We start from the raw sequence: 19,799 nt of genomic DNA on the forward strand, positions 1-19,799 counted from the left end.
AAATGGGTGAGTTATTTCGTTTTAATCAGATAGATTATCCATTTCAATTGTTTTCTCTTTCCCATATTAGTATGATGCTGTTAACATTTGTTTTGATAGGATGGATGTATTTTTACAGAGATAACATAAAAGAAAAGTATAAGAAACATGTCAAGTATACTTTACTTGGTGTTTTAATAGTTGGAGAAATTTTCTTTCAATTATGGTATCTACTTCATGATAAGTGGGATCTGATCATCAATTTACCGTTGCAATTGTGTTCAATCTCCTTATATTTATGTGCTGTTATGTTACTGACAAGGAGTTATAAGGTATTCGAAGTAGCTTTTTTTGTGAGTATGATCGGGGCATTTATTGCCGTAATCACTCCAGAACTTTTTTTCGGTATCCCACATTTGCGATTCTTTCAATTTTTCTTCGTCCACATAGCCATCATACTATCCTGTTTTTATATGATATGGATTGAAGGATTTAAACCTACTATTAAATCCGTTATGAAAGCATTTGTCACGCTTAATATAATAGCTGGATTTGTATTTATCATCAATCAAATCATAGGCTCAAACTATATGTTCTTATCAAGAAAGCCTAGCAATGTAAGTATAATTGACTTTTTAGGACCGTATCCATGGTATATTTTATCGTTTGAAGTTGTTGCCTTCACATTATTTTTTCTTTTATATCTAGTTGAAATTAAATTTAGTTCAAAAAAGATTTGAATGTTATTGTAAGCAACATGCACCTGTTACTATTTAAATAAATGTCGAAATATGTTGAAATATAATCATAAATACGCTATTCTTAAAATAGTACTAAAGTATCAATAAAAGACAGTAATTAAATAGAATATCACGAAAAAGGCAAACTATTTGAAAAAATAGGACGCAAAGTCATGGGTCTAAGGTACGGCTTAATAGCCGAACTATTGATTGCCAGACCACCAAATTACATGAACCTTTATTTTGGCTATGCATTTATTTGTGATAGCTTTTTTTTATACGCTTTTATCGAATAGCTAATAGTTATGGGAATAGGTCTATATTAATTAGTATTTATAGATTATAAAAATGAGGTGTAAACATGAGACTAATTAATATCTCAGAGTATGACAACAAAAGTATGATACTTGCTAAACCAATTTATGATTCGAACAAACGTATATTACTCGCAACTGGTCGAACAATCGATCCTAAAATACAATCTAGACTAGAGAATATGGGCATTAACTTTCTTTTTATAGAGGATGAAGTATCCAAAGGGATTACAATTGAAGATATGCTTGATATGCCTACATGGACGGATGCAATTCAAGCAGTTAAAACTTTTTATGAATATGCGATGAATAAAAAGACACCTGAATTAAAACCCATTCAGCAAGTTGCAGGTATATTGCTTAAAGAAGTAAAACATAGACCAACACTTATACTTATTCCATCGGGAACAATGACAAAGGAATTGCAGCCTTATGCACATGCGGTTAACGTAACAATCCTTGCTTTATTAACAGCTAAAGAAATGGGCTATAACGATCTAAAACTTAGGGATTTAGCAATTGGCTCATTGCTACACGATATCGGTAAAGCAATAGATGCAGATGAGAAGAAACATCCTGATTTGGGGTTCCAATTTTTGCGAAATATTAGTCAGTTTAGTATTGTATCAGCACATATTGCTTATCAACATCACGAAACATTAGACGGAAAAGGTTTTCCACGACAAATAAAGGATAATGACTTTTTAGAAATCGCTCAAATTTGTGCCGTAGCGAACCGATACGATAATTTGATAGTAAAAGAAAAAGTTCCACCTCATGATGCTATGGAGGCAATCATGGCTACGTCAGATCATATCTATTCGTACAAAATTGTAACTGCTTTTAGTCAATCAGTCGCGACTTATCCACCAGGAACGAAAGTACTAATTAATCATAATCAACCGGCAATTGTTACTGAAATAAATAAACATTTCCATCGACCGATGATAAAGATGCTTTCAAACGAAAAAGTGATAGATTTAATAGATAATCCCACTTTTATGATAAAACCATTTGAATCCGCTGTATAGATAAACTTTGAATAAATTCCCTTTAAACAACTCATCTTATCGTAAGGAGGTGTTTAAAGTGGGAAAAGACCGTCAAGAAAAGAAATTAAGAGAAAGTGGCCGTGTTGAATCCGATCGAGATCAAGATCTAGGTAAAGCGGGAGCAACAAAAATGTCTAGTCCTGAAGAAGGCAGAAAACTGAATGATGGGAAATAAGAAAACATAACAACGTCGAAACATAATAGATTTCAAAGCACTTTTCTTATTACAGAAAAGTGCTTTTTGTTGTATAAGAAACGAAATAAAAAAACGATTTATTGGATATTTATGTTAAAATGATTATTATGATCGATAGTTCTTAAGACAAACGAGAATAGATGAATTTAAGAGTTAAAACAGAATTATTGGAATGGTTTTTCTAACTTAATTATTCAAGTTTCTGATCTGAACAGTTCCTATACTGGGAATGTAAGTATAAGCTTTGATTCAGGGAGGATTAAAAATTGTGTTTGATGAATTAGTTGGCGAGAAAGTACGAATTGTACCAATGGAAAAGCATCATATACAGGGGTTATATGGCATTGGGAACGATCCAATGATATGGGGTCATTTACCCATAACAATACAAACCGAAAATGATATGAAGTTCTTTGTTGAAGATGCATTAGAAAATAAAAATAGCGGAAGAGAGTTCCCCTTTGTTGTTATACTTTGTAATTCGAATAAAATTGTAGGTTCTACACGATTTTTGAACATCTCGCATCCTAATAAAAGTTTGGAAATCGGTTGGACTTGGTACTCTCCAACTGTATGGGGAACACATGTGAATATAGAATGTAAATACTTGTTATTAAAATTTTGCTTTGAAACCTTGAAACTAATACGAGTTCAATTTAAAACCGATGAAAGAAATATTAGATCACAAAAAGCGATAGAAAAAATCGGTGGAGTAAAGGAAGGCATATTAAGAAATCATATGATACGCGAGGATAAAACCTACCGGAATTCTGTGTTTTACAGTGTTATTGAGAATGATTGGGAATTAGTTAAGAAAAAACTAGAAGGTATATTAGGTAATTACTAAAATTAGAAAATGAATTGCCAATAATTATTTTAAAGGTGGTGGAATTATTAATTGGTTTATAATCTTAACAGTCACAATTCTTTTAATAATCGGCTACTTAAGCGCTTCTCATTTTTACTATAAATACGAAGAATATGATAAAGCACTCCAATCCAAAAAGAACAATAAAAATAACACACCAAAAAAGTAAAGGTACTTTTTCTATTGATTTTTTTTGCTAAGCGTAATACTGCTTAGGTAGATCCTGCGCTAGCTAAGAGACCTTATAGGGTCGTCAATGGCATTTAAATCATTAGAAACGTTACACTCCATCATCCATCTTAATCCTTAATCCTTTTACTTATTTTTCAGGTGCTGATGCGGTGACTAATTTAATGGCATATCAGACCAGTAACTTGAGTATTACTTTTGGAAATGTTTATAAACAAGTATGAATAGGAGGATTCTATGAATAAAGTATATCTTAAACAGAAAATATTTATCTCGGGTGGAAATTTCACTATAAATGCAAAGGATGAAGTTGAACGAGATAAGTATGTTATAAAAGGTAGTTTTCTTTTCATTCCAATCTTAATAATCACATTTCTTTCTATAATTGGATTCTTAAGTGCTTCTCATTTTTACTTTAAACGTGAGAAATAAGGCGACTTTGTCTTTTGTAAGAGTCATACCAATAAACTTTACACGTCAGCAGATCCATTTCGTAGTTATAAAGTATTAAAAGAGCGCGATCGGGTAGCAATATCAAATTTAGAAAGCGAGTTCAGGTTAAATTATGAAAATCACTGAAGAAAATTTCGCTGTAAATGAACTAACATACACGATTAAATCTCCAACAACTAAAGATGCCAAAGCTTTATCAGATTTACGGCTGCAAATTGATGGAGAAACAGAAAATCTTGACAGAATAAGAGGAGAAGGATACTTAGATATTACTAGTTTTGAAAAGATTATTAAAATAGATAATGAAAATGCTAGAAATCTATTTTTAGTTGCCACAGTTAATAATCGAATTATCGGATATTCAAGATGTCAAGGGAATCCATTACATAGATTTAATCATAATGTCACATTTGGGCTCTGTGTACTAAAAGAATTTTGGGCGTATCAAATTGGGAAAAATCTATTAAAGCAATCAATAACATGGGCAGACAACAATAATATCAAAAAAATCAATCTACGTGTGATGGAAGGAAACAGTCGAGCAATTAAACTTTATCAAAAATTCGGCTTTGAGATTGAAGGTATCTTAAAAAGAGATAAACTACTTTCTGACGGGATCTATTACAACACCATCTTGATGGCGAGATTTAAAGATGGATGGGATTAACTATTTTTCATTGTTTAATTTCGTAAAAAAAATTCAAGAGGTACAAGTCTATTTAAATTAAACGTTTCTTAAAATATGAAAGTGGGAAATCATGTGAATCAAATTTTATTAATCATTGATGCGCAACAAGAATTAATTGAAGGGAATCAAGAAGAAAGTGCTGTTTTCCAAAAAGAACAACTTATTACAAATATCAATTTAGTGATCGAAAAAGCTAGTAACTTAAAAGTTCCGATTGTTTTTGTAAGAGACTTAGAGGTCGCAGGTGGTAAAGGCAAAGGTTTTCAAGTTCATGAAGCAATTAATAAGCCTAAGGATGCAAAGTTCTTCGATAAACTTGCAACGAATGCGTTTCATGGTACAGGACTTCTAAACCACTTGAATGCTCAAGCAATTGAACATGTTGTTGTAATGGGTTGTGCAACCGAACATTGTATTGATAGTGCAGTCAGAACAGCCACTATTAATCGATTGGATGTCACGTTAGTCGGGGATGGACATACAACAACAGACAGTGCTGTTTTAAGTGCTGAACAAATCATCAAACATCATAACGAAACACTTCATGGACACTACAATGTTGAGAATTTTTCAATTGTAAGAAATACAGAAGAAGACTTGTTCACTCCGACACATAATTCCTATCGATAAAATTAAAATCAAATTCTTAATATGAATTTGTGAAAGAATCCTTTTTAATAAGTTGTAAAATCAAAAAGCAAGACTACCATTTTGAGAATAGGCTGGTGTCACATGGTATTTAATGAAAATCTTAAGGTTGTTATTGGTGCAGGGGAACACGATAACAATCCTGGATGGATTCAAACTCAAGAAAATGAACTGAATTTATTAAGAAGTGAAGACTGGCAGAATACGTTTTCTCCTCGTTCGCTTGAAGCAATTTTAGCCGAGCATGTTTGGGAACACTTAACTTATCAAGAAGGAATAGAAGCTGCAATGATTTGTTATGCATATTTAAAGCCTGGCGGTTACATACGTTGTGCTGTTCCTGATGGTTTTTTCCTTGATAAGGATTATCAGGATATAGTAAAGGTAGGAGGACCTGGACCTAAAAACCATCCAGCATCAAGCCATAAGAGTTTATATAATTATAAGACACTAAGTTCTATGTTTGAAGAGGCTGGTTTTAAAGTTACGCTTTTGGAGTATTGTGATGAGAACGGTGATTTTCACTTTATCAATTGGGAAGAAAAGAACGGATACATATACCGTTCAAAGCGTTTTGACCATCGAAATAAAAATGGTACGCTGGGTTTTGTTTCACTTATAATAGATGCTGTTAAGCCTTGATGACAAGTTAATTCTTAATTATCAAATCTCTTTTGAATAAAAGTACAAGGCAACACAAACTGTGAGGATGTACACTTAAAGTAGAGAACCAATGAGTCTATCTAGTCTAGTGAATTACCTCTATAAAACTCAAATTTGAACTAGTCACCATATTCAGACTCCACAATAGAAGAACAGATTGAATAAAGGAGAAGTTAATCAATGTTATCAAGTGAAATAGCCAAATTCAATTTATTTTCAAATGTAGAGAATCCAAAACAGATTGTATTTTGCGATTTTGATGAAACGTATTATCCACATAAACTTAACAAGGTTAGAGAGCAATACATATATGAACTTGAAGATTATTTAGCGGAGAAAAGTAAAATCGGTGAACTTATCGTAGGCTGGGTTACAGGGAGTGATAGTGCGTCCATTTTAGAGAAACTAAATAGAGGTAAATTTAGATATTTGCCTCATTTTATAGCCAGTAATTTAGGGACAGAAATCACTTATTATACAGAAGAGCATTTTGGGGAACAGGATTCAGACTGGAATTCCCGTTTGAATAATAGTGTATTCACAGAAAAAACAATAGAGTATATCTTAAACCATTTACAAGAGTTAGACAAAATTTACTTGTCTCCTCAAACACAGCTTGGCAGTTCCCGTTATAAACGTAATTTTTATTATCAACAGCAAAATGAGTTGTCTGACAAGAAAAATTTATTAACTATTGAAACGGTATGCAAAAAGTATGGTATAGCGGTAAATATTAACCGTTGCAATCCACTTGCAGGTGATCCAGAAGATAGTTATGATGTAGATTTTATTCCACTAGGTACAGGGAAAGAGAAGGTTGTTCAATTTATGTTAGATAAATACAATGTACAGCACGAAAATACTTTTGCATTTGGAGATAGTGGAAACGATTTAAGGATGTTAAAAGCTGTCAAACATGGTTATTTGGTTGAAAATGCAACCAAAGAGGCAAAGGCAGCTCATTCTAAAGTCACTGTTGGTGAGTATGCACAAGGAATTATTAGTATTTTGAAATCAAATATTACATAATAAAAGAGCTAAAAGAGGACCTGCATGCTATCTTTGATAGAATGCAGGTCCTCTAAATGATAGTTATATAAATAAGTTGAACGTTTCTAGTCAATTATTTTATAAATAGTAAACAATCTCATCTCAACGTTGTCTTGTTGGCCAAAGTAATCCTATGATTGCTCCAATTAATGCTGGTAAAATCCAACCAAGCCCTATTTCATAAAATGGCAAATACAGAAGATAGAATTCCCTTATCGATTCAAAGAACGAAAGACTTACTCCAGGTATGCTATTTGCTAAAGCATGATATCCATCAATGATACTAACGAAAAAAGTTAGAAACATCGATACTTTATATACCTCTTTCTTGTTTGCAAATAAAGAGGAGGAAAGACCTAACAAAATAAGAACAATCGCTAAAGGATATAAAAACATTAATACTGGTATAGAAAATTGAATAATATTATTTAAGCCAAAATTAGCAACTATAAATGAAACAAGGCATAATATTAGCACAAATGTCTTATAGCTAATTTTAGAGAAAGTTTCGTGAAAGAATTCACCACAAGCGGTAATAAGTCCAATGCTTGTTTTTAAGCACGCAAGGACAATAATAATCGCGAATAAAATCGCACCATACGGTCCGAAATAGTGTTGCGCTACTGCAGCAAAGATAAGACCACCATTTTCAGGTGTTCCAATGACGGATACACTTGATGCTCCAGTATACGCAATCAGCCCATAAATCACTGTCATAAGCCCCATTGCAAAAACTCCAGACTTCCATGTTGCATTTGCAATCGCTTTTGTATCTGTAATTCCTTTTCGTTTAATTGCATTTATTACGATAATACCGAACGCCAGTGAGCCAAGTGCATCCATCGTGTTATAACCTTCTTTAAATCCAGTCATAAATGCAAAATCCTTATAATCTCCAATCGGATTACCAAAAGTACCCATCGGCTTGAGTAGCACAACTATAAGTAAAGAAAATAGGAAGATAAGAAAAGCAGGTGTTAAATATTTACCAATATAATCAACGATTTTTGCAGGATTCAAAGAAAAATAATAGACAATAGCAAAAAACAAAAAACTGAAAATCGCTAACCATAATCCGGCTTGTGCTGGATTAACGAATGGTTGCAAGCCTACAACAAAAGGAACGCTAGCCGTACGTGGGATGGCAAAGAATGGACCAATAGTTAAGTAAAGAGCTAGGCTAAAGGTAATACCGAAAATTGGATGTACACGACTAGCTAAATCACGCAGTCCAGTACTTCCAGACAAGCCAATTGCCAAGATTCCCATAAAGGGTAAACCAATTGTTGTTACTAAAAAACCAATTAACGCTGACCAAAAGTTAGTACCAGCAAGTTGTCCTAATTGGATAGGGAAAATTAAATTTCCTGCACCGAAGAAAATTCCGAACAACATGGTACCAATGACTGCATAGGTTGAAAAGGGTATTCTCTGTTGCATTATATGACTCCTTCTAGTTGTAAATTTCAAATTCTTTTATCGACAATAAATAATAGTAACAATAATTTGTTCATGACACAATAGATATTATGTGAACGTTCCATGATACTACTAACAATATCAAATATTGATTTAGTATTTTAACAAAAGTGACAAAATATGATCTGTTTTTTGATAGTATTAGAGGCTATTTTTAATACTTTACTTATGAATCTTATCTAAGATTGGGATTTTTAACTGGTCAATATAATGGCAGGTAAAATTAGTGAAGAATACTAGCATTATTTATGGAGGTTAAATGGTATGGACTATGATGTGATCATAATTGGGGCAGGTTCAATGGGAATGGCAGCAGGTTTTTCTGGTCATGGTTTTAAATTTAGTAGTGCGGTGGGACAAGTCCTAAGTGATTTAATTATCTCAGGTAAGAATGAAATAGATATTTCTCGCTTTTCTATTAAGCGATTTATTAATGAATCCTAAAGTTAAAGAGCGTATTCAATTCTGAATACGCTCTTTAACAATTTATTCAATGGATACTAATTCACTTTCTGTAATCCATTTATGATTTGTTACTTTTTCTCCACCAGTTATTGGAACATAATTAACCATATAAACAGTTGTTTCTTCTGCTGAATCAATTGTAGCTTTTGCGTTCATCATTCCATCCATATGATCTGCATTTAAGATTACATCAGTACCTGTTTCCAATGGTGCATCACCGGGAGCTTCTAATTCTTCATGAATGACCCACTTATGATTCTCCACTGGTTCTCCACCTGTTGTTGGAGTGTAAGACACTGTGTAGACCGTTGTATCAAAAGCACTAGCAATTGTAGCTTCCGACCCCTTCATGCCCTCCATATGATCAGCTTCAATGATTGCTTTACTTCCAACTTCATATGTTGGATTTTCAGATTCCTCTAAGCCATCTGGAATTTCACCAGAACCAGAATGATTCATACTGGAATGGGAACCTTCTGTATTATCTTCTGTGGCCTGTTCCATACTCTCTTCAGAATCCGTGTCATTAGGTTCGTTAGTGCAAGCTGATACTATAAATACAGCAAACAATGAAACAATTGCTAATATAATTTTGATTCGATTCATTTTTAGTCCTCCAATTTCGTTTAATTATTAATATACCCTTTAAATTTGCAGTTTATGTGTGCAGATCATGACAGATATTAATATTATCATAGTAAGTAACAATACAACAAAATAAACGGGAGAGGGTTAGTCAACTGTCATTATATTATAGGATTTGTTGTAATAATAACGATTGCAGGTACCTGCAATAATGAATTTATTAACAATTTCTTATTTATTTTCTACGCTATCAAGAAAAATATGGACATGAAAGTTTAAACTACATATAATAGATACATAAAATTCTAAAGTTTTAAAAAAGAAGTATATGTACGAAAGGGTGGGTATATTGAAAAAGGTTTTGTTTCTATTGCTTATCTCTATATTCTTCACAAGTAAAATCTTACTATATTTAAGATTTAACAGATTAAATATACAGTTAGTGTTTTAGTTCTCTAAGGTTTTTCGAGTTTATACAAATGTTGCATTGTCGAAAAATTAAAGATAAATAGTAATAGACAAGCAGGGCAAAAAACATCAATAGAAATAAACAATATTATAAGAGTGTGAAGAGGATATCCCAAAGTAACGATATTATAGAAATATCAGAGGACACAATCAAATTAAGTAAAATTTGATTCTAGTTTACATAATATATATTATCGGAAGTCATTAGTAAAATTAAATATTCCGTCTCATAACTAAGTATTCTTCAGATAGTGAGACAGAATATAATTTATTTTGCTAGTTTATGGGATTCACTCATAACTAATAATGCATCGTAAAAATCTACTAATTGCTGCGATGGTTCAGTCCAACTGAATTTTTCGGCTTCTTTTCGTGCGTTTATACTTAATAGGTCATACGTTTCTTCATTATCTAATTTTTCAATAGCAGCAATTAGGCTTGGTATATTTTCATTTTCAAATAAAAAACCTGTTTGGCCATCTTTAATTTGTTCCATTGTTGGGCCACTTTTTGCTGCTATTATGGGTAAACCTGTAGCCATTGCTTCTAATATTACTAATCCTAAGGTTTCTGTTACGGATGGAAAAATCAATGCATCAGCTGATGCAAATGCTGCTGAAAGTTCTTTTCCCTGCATAAATCCCGTAAATACTGTATTTGTTCCTTCAAATGTGCGCTCTAACATCTCTCTAGCTGGACCATCGCCAATAATTGCTAAGCAAACATCATCACGTGTATCTAATAACGGTTTTAATTTATGAATTTCCTTCTCTGCAGCCAATCTTCCTACGAAAACTAATAATTTCTTGTCTACTTGGCCATTAGACAAACGACGATGCATCGATTCATCCTTAAAACTCGGATGAAATTTTTCAATATCAACACCACGTTTCCATAATTGAACGTTATGAAAACCTTTTTCGATCAGTTCCTCTTGAATTGCTTTAGATGTACATAAGTTTATCTCCGCCATGTTGTGTAATTTACGTGCATAGCTCCAAAAGATAGGTTTCATTGGTTTATATAGTTTATAATAGTCTAAATATTTCGGAACATGTGTATGATAAGATGCAATTAACGGATAGCCTAACTTTTTAGCATAATACACGCCTGTTGCACCAACTAATGCTGGATTAACGACATGAACAAGATCTGGATCATGCTTTTGTAATAATTTTTTAACTTTTCTTTGTGGTAGTGCAAACGGACGATAGCGATAAAAAGGCATTGTTGTTGCTTTTACACCTTCAATTATCGCACCTTCATATTCATAAACGCCTAAGTCTGGCGCAATTACGACTACTTCGTGATTTTGTTGACGCAAATATTTAATTGCTGCTGTTAGCCTGGTTACTACTCCGTCTATTGAAGGCAAAAAGGTTTCTGTGACGATAACTATTTTCAAAACAACATGCTCCTTTGTTACTTCCAATAAATAGTAGGTAATACATTTTCTTTAATTACTCGATCTTTATGTTCTACTACTTTCTCCAATATTTCTGTTAATACGTGATCTGTTAGCAAATTTGGTTCTAGTCCTAATGACTTTAATTTTGTATTTACTGCATGGTAATAATGTTCTTCCGTTTCTACCCTTGGATTTTCTATGTGTGCGATATGTGTTTTAAGATTTAATTGATTCGCAACTCGTTTTACTTTTTCAGCTAATTCTTGAACAGTAAAGTATTCTGTGAACTGGTTAAATACACGAAACTCACCATTGTCGGCTGGATTATTTACTGCTATTTCAACGCAACGAATTGTATCTTTAATATTTAGAAAAGCACGTGTTTGTGCTCCTGTTCCATAAACAGTTAAATCATGACCGGTTACAGCTTGTATTAGAAAACGGTTCAATGCTGTCCCGTATACACCGTCATAATCTAAACGATTATTTAAGATAGGATCTAATCCTGTTTCATCTGTATGTAATCCATAAACAACACCTTGATTTAAATCTGTAGCTCGTATGCCCCATGCTTTACAAGCAAACATGATATTATGGCTATCATGCACTTTAGACAAGTGATAAAAGGACCCTGGTTGTTTTGGAAATGGTACGGTATCTTTACGACCATTATGCTCAACTTCTAAGTAACCTTCTTCTATATCAATATTAGGTGTACCATATTCGCCCATCGTTCCCAATTTGATGAGGTGACAATCAGGTGCTAATTCTTTAATTGCATATAAAACATTCAAGTTCCCCATTACATTGTTTGTTTGTGTATAGATAGCATGTTCACGATCAATCATGGAGTATGGTGCTGACCGCTGTTCACCAAAGTGAACAAATGCGTCTGGATTTGTTTGTTTAAATACTTGCGTTAGGAAATCATAATGATTCAAGTCGCCAACAAATATCTTTATCTCATTTCCTGTTAGCTCTTGCCACTTTGTTACACGTTCTTCTAAAGTGGCAATAGGTGTTACTGAATTCGAATGTAATTCTTCATCAATTTTCCTTCGAACTAAATTGTCTAAAATAGAAACTTCGTGGCCTTGTTTTGATAAGTATAATGCTGTTGGCCAACCACAAAATCCGTCTCCCCCTGCTACTACTATTCTCATAGTTTCCCTCCTACATCTTTTATAGATCTCTCTTAGTATAAGATAAAAAAAATAAAATTAAAAATGAAAAGCCTGAATATTCTTATTGTCAGAACTTTATGCGTATTGTTTTATTTAAAATGGATTTGCATAAAATGCCTGATAAGCTGGTTAAATGATAGCCAATTCTTTGTTGGTAATTGATGAAACGCATTTGAAACAAAAGTGAATTTTATATTCGGATTGTTTTGATAATACTTCTTATGCATGTTGATCCAATAAGCGCGCTGCCCATATGTGAAAAGGCTCGGACAGTTAATACCATCAATCCAATTTCTCACATCATAGTGATACGTATCCTTATAATATGCATACCAATGATCAATATTGGTTTTCATTGTATGGTCAAATAGTACACCTTTATATACCTTATTTCTCGCATTGCTAAACGCCAAAATTTTCGCTAATTTTTCAGGATTCTTTTTAACCATATATAACCCAAACTTATACATAAAATCTAAACCTAAAGAACCTATTTTCGGATAAGCTCCAGAAATAAGGAGCCCTTTTACTTTTTTAGGAAACAAATGAACAAAAGCCTGTGCTATCGTGCCACCTGCTGAATACGCACATATAATCACTTCCTCTATATTTTCTTTTAATAAGATCTGGTTAATTTCAATAACATATTGGTTAACAATATCTGCACTTAATGTTGAAATAGAACTGCCATGTCCACTAAAGTCTGGTAGTAGCAAATGGAATTCATCGGCGAGTTTTTTCTGATAATCAAATACACGTCTACCTAAACCTGGTGGGTGAATAAATAGAATCGGCAATCCTTTCCCAATGCTATCGTAGTAAACGATAGTATCATCGTATGTTACAGATTCCATTTCATTCCCCCTCTTCATTAGTTGGTAGTTTTTGCAATGGTTTGTGTGCTGGACCTTCAATTACTTCTCCATCTATTGTAAAACGTGATCCATGACAAGGACAATCCCATGTATGTTCTGCTTTATTCCAATTAACCTCACATTTCATATGTGGACAGGTTGTATCTATATGTTGTATCTTTCCTGTAGCATCACGGTAAACGCCAATTCTTTTTCCTTTCTCACGAATAACGGCCGCTTTATTCTGTTCAATTTCATCTAATTTGTCTTCAGGAATTTCTAACTTACCTTTAATCATATGTTTAGCTACATCGAAATTCTCTTTAATAAAATTCTTTACATCAGGATCGAAGTCAAATCGTGACGGCTTAAATAACGATGTATACGGATTTTCTTTATTTCGAATAGTATCTGACAGTATCATCGCAGCTACAGTTCCGTTAGTCATTCCCCATTTACGATAACCTGTAGCAATAAGTACATTCGGTTCATTTGCTGTTACCGCTCCAATATATGGGACTTTATCTATTGTAGTCAAATCCTGGGCAGACCAACGATATTTGTAGTCCTTTATTCCAAAATTCTGATTCGCGAATGTTTCCAATTCTACATGATGATCATTAGTTTCTTTTTCCTGTCCTGTTTTATGCCTTTCACCACCAATTAACCATACTTCCTCCCCTTCATCCATCGTTGTTCGAATCGATCTTGTTGGTTGCTCTGCATTAATGTACATACCACCAGGGAATTTCTTATTAGCTGTAATAGCAATTAAATAAGAACGTTCAGGATGAATCCTAGAAAAATATAACCCTTTTTTATCATAGAAAGGATAATGCGATGCCATTACAACGTGTTTGCACGTTATTTTTTTCTTATCTTTTGTATGAATTGTTGGATTCTCTCCAAAATCTATATCTGTTGCAGTTGTATGTTCATAAATAGCTACACCATTATCTGTTGACGCTTTAACTAAATGATTTAAATATTGCAAGGGATGAAATTGTGCTTGGTTTTTCATTACTAATGCGGACTTCATCGGTATATCTAACGGCATTTCAGTGACGATCTCACCTTCAATACCTAATTTCTGATAGGCATTATTTTCATCTTCTATAGCCTTCATCTCGTTTTGTGAGTTTGTGTAAATGTACGCATCTTCTTCTGCGTATTCACAAGAAATATTATGCTTTACTATCGTGTCTTTTATCTGCTGTTTTGCGTCTATTGCGGCTTGATAATATAATTTTGCTTTCTCCTCGCCAAAGTGTTGGATTAATTCATGATAAATCAACCCATGTTGTGCAGTTACTTTTGCGGTTGTATACCCCGTTGTACCACTTAAAATCGTATCAGCTTCTAGTAGTGCTATTTTATAACCTTCATTGCGTAAAAGATATGCAGTTGTAATACCAGTAATTCCAGCACCTACAATAGCAACATCCACCTCTATGTCTTTTGTTAATTGTGTAAATCCAGGAAAAGCAGCAGTATTTCTCCAATATGATGCTGTTTCAGTGGGCACCTGATATGATTTTTCATTCATTTTCCAAACCTCCTATACTTCATTTCGTTTATTATTCACTAGTAAGGTTAGATTCATGTAAAAAAAAGACTTGAATTTACTCACATCAGAAAAAAGCACCTATATCTCTTTTTAAAGAGTTATAGGCGCTTATCTAAGTTTATTTGCTTTTTCGCATCATATCGTAATAGCGTAATGGCTGATCGACTTTAATTTTTGTCAGCATCATCGCATGTTTGGCACGATCAATGGATTGTCCATCTTCATCCCATATTTCAGTTATTTTTTGTTTGAAATGATAGAAGTTCGGACCAAAAAATTCAATTTCATCACCAACAGCAAAACTATTTCGTTGTTGGATCGTTGCAATCTGTGTCTGTTCGTCATAATCTAAGACAAGTCCAGAGAAATCATATTTTTGAATCCGATCTGGTTTTCCAAATAATTGATCTTTTTCAGTCGGTTCATTGTAATAAAAGGCAGTCGTTAAAGAACGCTGTGCCGCTTTCCATATCTCGTCTACCCACTCTGGATCTAACTGATAGTTCTCTGGATCTTCATAATACGTGTCAATAATCTTACGGTAGACATTCACAACAGTTGCTACATAGTGAATACTTTTCATCCGACCTTCAATTTTCAAACTATCGACACCGGCAGCTAATAAATCTGGTAAATGTTCTACCATGCTTAGATCTTGCGAGCTCATTGTATAAGCTTCTTCTGTTTTATCTGTAATACTAACAGCACCATCGACACCATCTTCAAACAAATCATATTTCCAGCGACAAGATTGCGCACAACCACCTCTGTTTGCGTCTCTTGCAGTCATATGATTGGATAATACGCATCGTCCAGAATAAGAAATGCACATCGCACCATGAATAAATGTTTCAATTTCTATATCAACTTTTTCTTTCATTTCTTTTATTTCTTCAAGTGTAACTTCACGTGCTAATACAACGCGTGGGATACCTTCCTTTTTCCAAAATTCTACAGTGCGCCAGTTGACAATTGAAGCTTGCGTGCTAATATGAATTTCTAATTCAGGTGCTCCTTCTTTACATGCTTGAATTAAAGCAGGATCAGCAACAATAACCGCAGCAATACCAACTTCATATAACTTCTTGAAATACGCCTGTGCACCCTCTAAATTTTCGTTGTGTGCAATAATGTTAGCTGCAACGTAAACATTCGCTCCATATTGTTTGGCAAAAGCAACGCCTTCTTTCATATCTTCAAATGAAAAGTTTCCCGCTTTCGAACGTAAGCCAAATTGTTTTCCACCAATATAAACAGCATCTGCACCATAGTGAATCGCGAATTTTAATTTTTCTAAATTACCTGCGGGTGCTAGCAATTCCGGTTTTTTATGTTTTGTATGATTATCCATGATAGACACCTCTTATTAATATATCTGTTCTTTGAAATAAAAACCTGTATTTAACTTTCGCGCTTCTGGTTGAATTTTATATAATTTTTGCTTCCAACCAACTTTTTTCAAATGGTACGTTACCGGATCTTCAAGATACGTATCAACTGCATCTCGATACATTGCAACTACCTCTATATTGTAAGACCTACTATGTAGCAAGCCATTAATACGTAAGCCATCCATCTTGGTATCCAACACGTGTTCTAACTGATCGATCATGCATAAATCCTCATTACTCATAATGTGCGTGCCATTCTCATCCTCGTAGACAGGATAATGTGTATCTTCTTCTTTTGTTTCTTTTAAGTGAAAGGACAGATCAGGATCATATGGAAGATCTATATGTGAATAATAATTGCGAACAAGTTTTCGTTTAGATTGAAAAATACATGTCATGCCGTGTACTTGCACCTCAATAGGAAAGGAAAGTTCTTTCTTTATCTCTTTGATTGCATCTAATGCTAACTCATTAGATAAAATCGCACGTTTTATACCTTTCTGATGCCAATACATTAATGTTTGATAATTAGTTGAGAGTGTTTCTGGATTCCATGTAATCGGAATTTTATGCTCTAATTCCTCCATAACAGTAAAAATCGAAGGATCACCACAAATAATTCCATCGACCTGCAGCTCGGCTAACTGATTTATATAAAGCGGTAAGGTTTTTAAAATTGCATTATGAAAAATAGCATTTACTAAAATGTACACTTTTTTATTCGCTTGATGCAGGTAGCTAGTCGCTTCCGCAATATCAGCTATTGAAAAATCGCCTGCTACACGTAACCCGTAGTGTTGATGTCCAATAATGATTGCGTCGGCTCCTGCGTTAGCTAAAGCTTTGACTTCTGTTATATCTCTTGCTGTTACAAGTAGCTCTGGTTGATACAATTTATCCATGTTTTCACCTCAAAAATACAGTCTACATTACATTATGAATACTGTTTAAAATTCCATCAGTGATATTTGTCACAATTAAACATACTTTTTATTTACTTTTGGTTTGTTTCCTGATAGCTGGGTTGACCAAATAAAGAAGTTGCCTGCTTAACAGCACGTATAATCGCTTGTTCTACTACTTCTACTGCAAGCATACCAACAATATTTAAATCCACCTTAACTTGGTTTGAAGTCATCGCGAATAACGTGTCTCCATCGACTAAAGTATGAGAAGGTCGCATCGTCCTTGCCATACCATCATGAGCGATAGATGCTATTTTGTTCATCTCTGCTTTCGTTGCTTTAGCATTTGTTAGTATGGTACCTATTGTCGTATTACTTGAGAAACGATTCGTTGCCTTCTCTAATTGATTTAATAACTGTTTCTCGGTATTTAAATAGATACCTTTTTCTCGGTCAAATACACCGGCTAGTATTTCGTTTGTTCTTGGATCAATTATGTCACCAAAGCTATTGACTGCAATAATAGCACCAATTTTTAAGTCTCCTATTTGCACAGCATAGGTCCCAATTCCACCCTTCATACTGTAAGAAGGTCCAAGGCATTTCCCAACAGTTGCTCCCATGCCAGCGCCACTATTCCCTTGCAACAGGTCTTGCGTATTTTCGCTATTTAAGCACGCTTGGTAACCCATTGCCGCATCAGGACGAATATTCGCTTCACCAATTGCTAGATCAAATAGAATTGCACCTGGTACAATCGGTACCTTTGCAACTTGGACATCAAAACCTATCTCTCTTTCTTCTAAATAGCGCATTACACCAGTTCCAACATCTAGACCATAGGCACTCCCGCCACTCAAAAAAACAGCATGGACTTGATCAACTATGTTTTCTGATTTTAATAAATCAGTTTCTCTTGTACCAGGTGAACCACCGCGAACATCAACACCTGCAATTGCTCCATTCTCAGAAATAATCACCGTACAACCAGTAGCTGCTTGCTCGTTTTGGGCATGACCAATTTTAAATGATTCTATTTCGTTTATAGTAATTTCATTATGCATCAAAAGTTCCTCCTCGATATTTTATAAAAATTAGTTTAAATTGATGATATAAAGTAAATAGTTAAATAACAACTGATATGGGGTGAGAATATGAATAAATTAGGTGCACACATGCTTGTTAGTGGCGTAGTACAAGGTGTCGGTTTTCGTGTTACAACTCAAATGAAGGCAACCGAAATGGATGTGTACGGATGGGTGAAGAACCTAGCTGATGGAAGAGTAGAAATCGAAGCTGAAGCTGAAGTCGAAACCTTATATAAATTTATTGATTTAATTAAAAAAGGTCCAAGAAAGTTTATTACAGTAGATCATGTAGAACTAACGACATATCAAGATTTAAAAGGCTATCAGAATTTTAAAGTTGTATAGATAAAAAGCCGCGTATTTTCAAATTATGAAATACGTGGCTTTTTATCTATACTATTTATTTTTCTTCAAAAAATTTACGGTTTAAAGCGATATATTCATGTTCCTTATCTGGAACTTCATCTTCCATAAAGATTGCTTCTACCGGACAAACCGCTTCACACGCTCCACAATCAATACAAATATCTGGATCGATATAAAACATATCTTTCCCTTCTTCTATACAATCAACAGGGCAAACTTCTTCACATTCGCCTGCTTTCTCTTCTATGCATGGTGACGTTATTACAAAAGCCAAAAAATACTCCTCCTTTAAAACATAACTACTCTGTTATCATATCACAAATATAAATTTGACCCAATATATTTTACCATATATGCTCAACTGCATAAACGTCTGCTTCTTTTTGAATAACAAAAACATCAGGAGTTGTTAACGTCTTCCAATTAACAAAACCAAATTCTTTTTCGAATTGTGAAAGTAATAACGTTAATAAATTGCCATGTGTCACAATAGCAATTTGCTCATGTTCCTCATCTTCTAGAGCTTGTTGTAAGACTTCTAAACCTCTTTTTAGTGCATCATTGGACGACTCACCACCAGGCAATCGAAAATCAAGGTCAGAGAATGATGTCTCCAACACATCAATCCAGTCATCTATTGGTTCATCGCTCAGTATTCTTTCTTGTAAGCGACGATCCTGTTCAATTGAAATATTGTGCTCATCTGCATAAGGTTTAATTGTTTCAATTGTCCGCATAAATGGACTGGATATAATCCTGTCCAATTTAATTGGTTGTTTATTTAAAAATGCCGCTAAACGATGTGCTTGATTAACGCCACTTTGCGTTAATGGTGAATCTTTATGTTGCCCTTCTGCCTGACAATGACGAATTATTATAAGTTGTTTCACTACATCATCTCCTAAAAAGGGTTCAGTATATTTTCATACGTAAGTAATGGGAACACAAGTCTGATCAGTAGGTCTATTTTGTTTTATTTATGATTAAATTATTTTTTCAGTGAAATACTCTTTCCTAAAGCCACCAACGCGATTTGTATTATCTACTATAAAATAAAATTCATCTGTTTCATTTTTAACGTCATAAATTTTCTCAGGTGTTAAGACATGATTTACAACAAACTTTTTTGCATCTGCATGTACACATTTGATTTGTTTTACTGTAACATTATTTTCCCAATTTAAGTGGATCATGTTTGC

At 33.8% G+C, this 19,799-nt stretch carries 23 protein-coding genes and 1 riboswitch; of the genes, 11 read left to right on the plus strand and 12 right to left on the minus strand.

Annotated elements, in window-relative coordinates:
• The first annotated feature begins 2 nt into the window (after nucleotides 1-2).
• From D2K60_RS16055 to D2K60_RS16095, 9 genes are all read left to right on the plus strand, one after another.
• The gene (locus D2K60_RS16055; RefSeq protein ID WP_117169432.1) at nucleotides 3-719 is read left to right on the plus strand and encodes a YwaF family protein; all 717 of its coding nucleotides are present in this window, start codon (nucleotides 3-5) and stop codon (nucleotides 717-719) included.
• Between the two features lie 130 nt (nucleotides 720-849).
• A riboswitch (cyclic di-GMP riboswitch) is annotated at nucleotides 850-945 on the plus strand.
• A 135-nt stretch (nucleotides 946-1,080) separates the two neighbouring features.
• A complete protein-coding gene (locus D2K60_RS16060) occupies nucleotides 1,081-2,064 on the plus strand; it encodes an HD-GYP domain-containing protein (RefSeq protein ID WP_117169431.1) in 984 nt (327 codons plus the stop codon).
• Nucleotides 2,065-2,122: 58 nt separating this feature from the next.
• Entirely contained in the window at nucleotides 2,123-2,260 is a 138-nt protein-coding gene (locus D2K60_RS16065) for a YpzI family protein (protein WP_117169430.1), read from the plus strand.
• A gap of 286 nt (nucleotides 2,261-2,546) precedes the next feature.
• On the plus strand, nucleotides 2,547-3,128 hold the full coding sequence (locus tag D2K60_RS16070) for a GNAT family N-acetyltransferase (protein ID WP_420818821.1): 582 nt from the start codon (nucleotides 2,547-2,549) through the stop codon (nucleotides 3,126-3,128).
• Between the two features lie 447 nt (nucleotides 3,129-3,575).
• Complete coding sequence (locus D2K60_RS16075; RefSeq protein ID WP_117169429.1) at nucleotides 3,576-3,770, plus strand: LURP-one-related/scramblase family protein; 195 nt, start codon at nucleotides 3,576-3,578, stop codon at nucleotides 3,768-3,770.
• A 133-nt stretch (nucleotides 3,771-3,903) separates the two neighbouring features.
• Nucleotides 3,904-4,458: a GNAT family N-acetyltransferase gene (locus tag D2K60_RS16080; protein ID WP_117169428.1), complete on the plus strand. Its 555-nt coding sequence runs from the start codon at nucleotides 3,904-3,906 to the stop codon at nucleotides 4,456-4,458.
• Nucleotides 4,459-4,551: 93 nt separating this feature from the next.
• Nucleotides 4,552-5,109 carry an isochorismatase family protein gene (locus D2K60_RS16085; RefSeq protein ID WP_117170357.1) on the plus strand — a complete coding sequence of 186 codons (558 nt, stop codon included), beginning with the start codon at nucleotides 4,552-4,554 and terminating at the stop codon, nucleotides 5,107-5,109.
• Between the two features lie 102 nt (nucleotides 5,110-5,211).
• Nucleotides 5,212-5,769 (plus strand): class I SAM-dependent methyltransferase, encoded by a 558-nt coding sequence (locus D2K60_RS16090; RefSeq protein WP_117169427.1) that lies wholly within the window; start codon nucleotides 5,212-5,214, stop codon nucleotides 5,767-5,769.
• A gap of 201 nt (nucleotides 5,770-5,970) precedes the next feature.
• On the plus strand, nucleotides 5,971-6,819 hold the full coding sequence (locus D2K60_RS16095) for an HAD-IIB family hydrolase (RefSeq protein ID WP_117169426.1): 849 nt from the start codon (nucleotides 5,971-5,973) through the stop codon (nucleotides 6,817-6,819).
• 123 nt (nucleotides 6,820-6,942) lie between these two features.
• On the opposite strand, the gene brnQ is transcribed toward D2K60_RS16095, so the two are convergent.
• Complete coding sequence (brnQ, locus tag D2K60_RS16100) at nucleotides 6,943-8,280, minus strand: branched-chain amino acid transport system II carrier protein (protein ID WP_117169425.1); 1,338 nt, start codon at nucleotides 8,278-8,280, stop codon at nucleotides 6,943-6,945.
• Nucleotides 8,281-8,583: 303 nt separating this feature from the next.
• Here brnQ and D2K60_RS16105 point away from each other — a divergent pair, with 303 nt between their 5' ends.
• Nucleotides 8,584-8,763: a hypothetical protein gene (locus D2K60_RS16105; RefSeq protein WP_205418589.1), complete on the plus strand. Its 180-nt coding sequence runs from the start codon at nucleotides 8,584-8,586 to the stop codon at nucleotides 8,761-8,763.
• 42 nt (nucleotides 8,764-8,805) lie between these two features.
• On the opposite strand, the gene D2K60_RS16110 is transcribed toward D2K60_RS16105, so the two are convergent.
• From D2K60_RS16110 to D2K60_RS16145, 8 genes are all read right to left on the minus strand, one after another.
• Nucleotides 8,806-9,390: a YdhK family protein gene (locus tag D2K60_RS16110; protein WP_117169424.1), complete on the minus strand. Its 585-nt coding sequence runs from the start codon at nucleotides 9,388-9,390 to the stop codon at nucleotides 8,806-8,808.
• A gap of 715 nt (nucleotides 9,391-10,105) precedes the next feature.
• On the minus strand, nucleotides 10,106-11,242 hold the full coding sequence (locus tag D2K60_RS16115; RefSeq protein ID WP_117169423.1) for a glycosyltransferase family 4 protein: 1,137 nt from the start codon (nucleotides 11,240-11,242) through the stop codon (nucleotides 10,106-10,108).
• Nucleotides 11,243-11,259: 17 nt separating this feature from the next.
• Nucleotides 11,260-12,408 (minus strand): NAD-dependent epimerase/dehydratase family protein, encoded by a 1,149-nt coding sequence (locus D2K60_RS16120; protein WP_117169422.1) that lies wholly within the window; start codon nucleotides 12,406-12,408, stop codon nucleotides 11,260-11,262.
• Nucleotides 12,409-12,518: 110 nt separating this feature from the next.
• Nucleotides 12,519-13,283, minus strand: a complete 765-nt coding sequence (locus tag D2K60_RS16125) for an alpha/beta fold hydrolase (RefSeq protein ID WP_162880732.1) — start codon at nucleotides 13,281-13,283, stop codon at nucleotides 12,519-12,521.
• Nucleotide 13,284: 1 nt separating this feature from the next.
• A complete protein-coding gene (locus tag D2K60_RS16130; protein ID WP_117169420.1) occupies nucleotides 13,285-14,829 on the minus strand; it encodes an FAD-dependent oxidoreductase in 1,545 nt (514 codons plus the stop codon).
• Between the two features lie 139 nt (nucleotides 14,830-14,968).
• The gene (locus D2K60_RS16135; protein ID WP_117169419.1) at nucleotides 14,969-16,201 is read right to left on the minus strand and encodes a peptidase U32 family protein; all 1,233 of its coding nucleotides are present in this window, start codon (nucleotides 16,199-16,201) and stop codon (nucleotides 14,969-14,971) included.
• Nucleotides 16,202-16,216: 15 nt separating this feature from the next.
• Nucleotides 16,217-17,143, minus strand: coding sequence for a peptidase U32 family protein (locus D2K60_RS16140; protein WP_117169418.1), 927 nt, complete (start codon nucleotides 17,141-17,143; stop codon nucleotides 16,217-16,219).
• A gap of 92 nt (nucleotides 17,144-17,235) precedes the next feature.
• On the minus strand, nucleotides 17,236-18,210 hold the full coding sequence (locus D2K60_RS16145; protein WP_117169417.1) for a P1 family peptidase: 975 nt from the start codon (nucleotides 18,208-18,210) through the stop codon (nucleotides 17,236-17,238).
• Nucleotides 18,211-18,300: 90 nt separating this feature from the next.
• Between D2K60_RS16145 and D2K60_RS16150 the strand changes: the two genes are divergently transcribed.
• Entirely contained in the window at nucleotides 18,301-18,579 is a 279-nt protein-coding gene (locus D2K60_RS16150) for an acylphosphatase (protein WP_117169416.1), read from the plus strand.
• 55 nt (nucleotides 18,580-18,634) lie between these two features.
• On the opposite strand, the gene D2K60_RS16155 is transcribed toward D2K60_RS16150, so the two are convergent.
• The 3 genes from D2K60_RS16155 to D2K60_RS16165 form a co-directional block, all read right to left on the minus strand.
• Nucleotides 18,635-18,874, minus strand: a complete 240-nt coding sequence (locus D2K60_RS16155) for an indolepyruvate ferredoxin oxidoreductase subunit alpha (protein ID WP_117169415.1) — start codon at nucleotides 18,872-18,874, stop codon at nucleotides 18,635-18,637.
• Nucleotides 18,875-18,944: 70 nt separating this feature from the next.
• Entirely contained in the window at nucleotides 18,945-19,490 is a 546-nt protein-coding gene (locus D2K60_RS16160; protein ID WP_117169414.1) for a histidine phosphatase family protein, read from the minus strand.
• 93 nt (nucleotides 19,491-19,583) lie between these two features.
• A complete protein-coding gene (locus tag D2K60_RS16165) occupies nucleotides 19,584-19,793 on the minus strand; it encodes a DUF6501 family protein (protein ID WP_117169413.1) in 210 nt (69 codons plus the stop codon).
• Nucleotides 19,794-19,799 lie beyond the last annotated feature (6 nt).

Source organism: Paraliobacillus sediminis (assembly GCF_003426055.1).

Bases quoted from the DNA above. Each gene is read 5' to 3' on its own strand.
- D2K60_RS16055 (WP_117169432.1), top strand. From the start codon at position 3: ATGGGTGAGTTATTTCGTTTTAATCAGATAGATTATCCATTTCAATTG.
- D2K60_RS16060 (WP_117169431.1), top strand. From the start codon at position 1,081: ATGAGACTAATTAATATCTCAGAGTATGACAACAAAAGTATGATACTT.
- D2K60_RS16075 (WP_117169429.1), top strand. From the start codon at position 3,576: ATGAATAAAGTATATCTTAAACAGAAAATATTTATCTCGGGTGGAAAT.
- D2K60_RS16080 (WP_117169428.1), top strand. From the start codon at position 3,904: ATGAAAATCACTGAAGAAAATTTCGCTGTAAATGAACTAACATACACG.
- D2K60_RS16090 (WP_117169427.1), top strand. From the start codon at position 5,212: ATGGTATTTAATGAAAATCTTAAGGTTGTTATTGGTGCAGGGGAACAC.
- D2K60_RS16095 (WP_117169426.1), top strand. From the start codon at position 5,971: ATGTTATCAAGTGAAATAGCCAAATTCAATTTATTTTCAAATGTAGAG.
- brnQ (WP_117169425.1), bottom strand. From the start codon at position 8,280: ATGCAACAGAGAATACCCTTTTCAACCTATGCAGTCATTGGTACCATG.
- D2K60_RS16105 (WP_205418589.1), top strand. From the start codon at position 8,584: ATGGACTATGATGTGATCATAATTGGGGCAGGTTCAATGGGAATGGCA.
- D2K60_RS16110 (WP_117169424.1), bottom strand. From the start codon at position 9,390: ATGAATCGAATCAAAATTATATTAGCAATTGTTTCATTGTTTGCTGTA.
- D2K60_RS16120 (WP_117169422.1), bottom strand. From the start codon at position 12,408: ATGAGAATAGTAGTAGCAGGGGGAGACGGATTTTGTGGTTGGCCAACA.
- D2K60_RS16125 (WP_162880732.1), bottom strand. From the start codon at position 13,283: ATGGAATCTGTAACATACGATGATACTATCGTTTACTACGATAGCATT.
- D2K60_RS16130 (WP_117169420.1), bottom strand. From the start codon at position 14,829: ATGAATGAAAAATCATATCAGGTGCCCACTGAAACAGCATCATATTGG.
- D2K60_RS16135 (WP_117169419.1), bottom strand. From the start codon at position 16,201: ATGGATAATCATACAAAACATAAAAAACCGGAATTGCTAGCACCCGCA.
- D2K60_RS16140 (WP_117169418.1), bottom strand. From the start codon at position 17,143: ATGGATAAATTGTATCAACCAGAGCTACTTGTAACAGCAAGAGATATA.
- D2K60_RS16145 (WP_117169417.1), bottom strand. From the start codon at position 18,210: ATGCATAATGAAATTACTATAAACGAAATAGAATCATTTAAAATTGGT.
- D2K60_RS16150 (WP_117169416.1), top strand. From the start codon at position 18,301: ATGAATAAATTAGGTGCACACATGCTTGTTAGTGGCGTAGTACAAGGT.
- D2K60_RS16165 (WP_117169413.1), bottom strand. From the start codon at position 19,793: ATGATCCACTTAAATTGGGAAAATAATGTTACAGTAAAACAAATCAAA.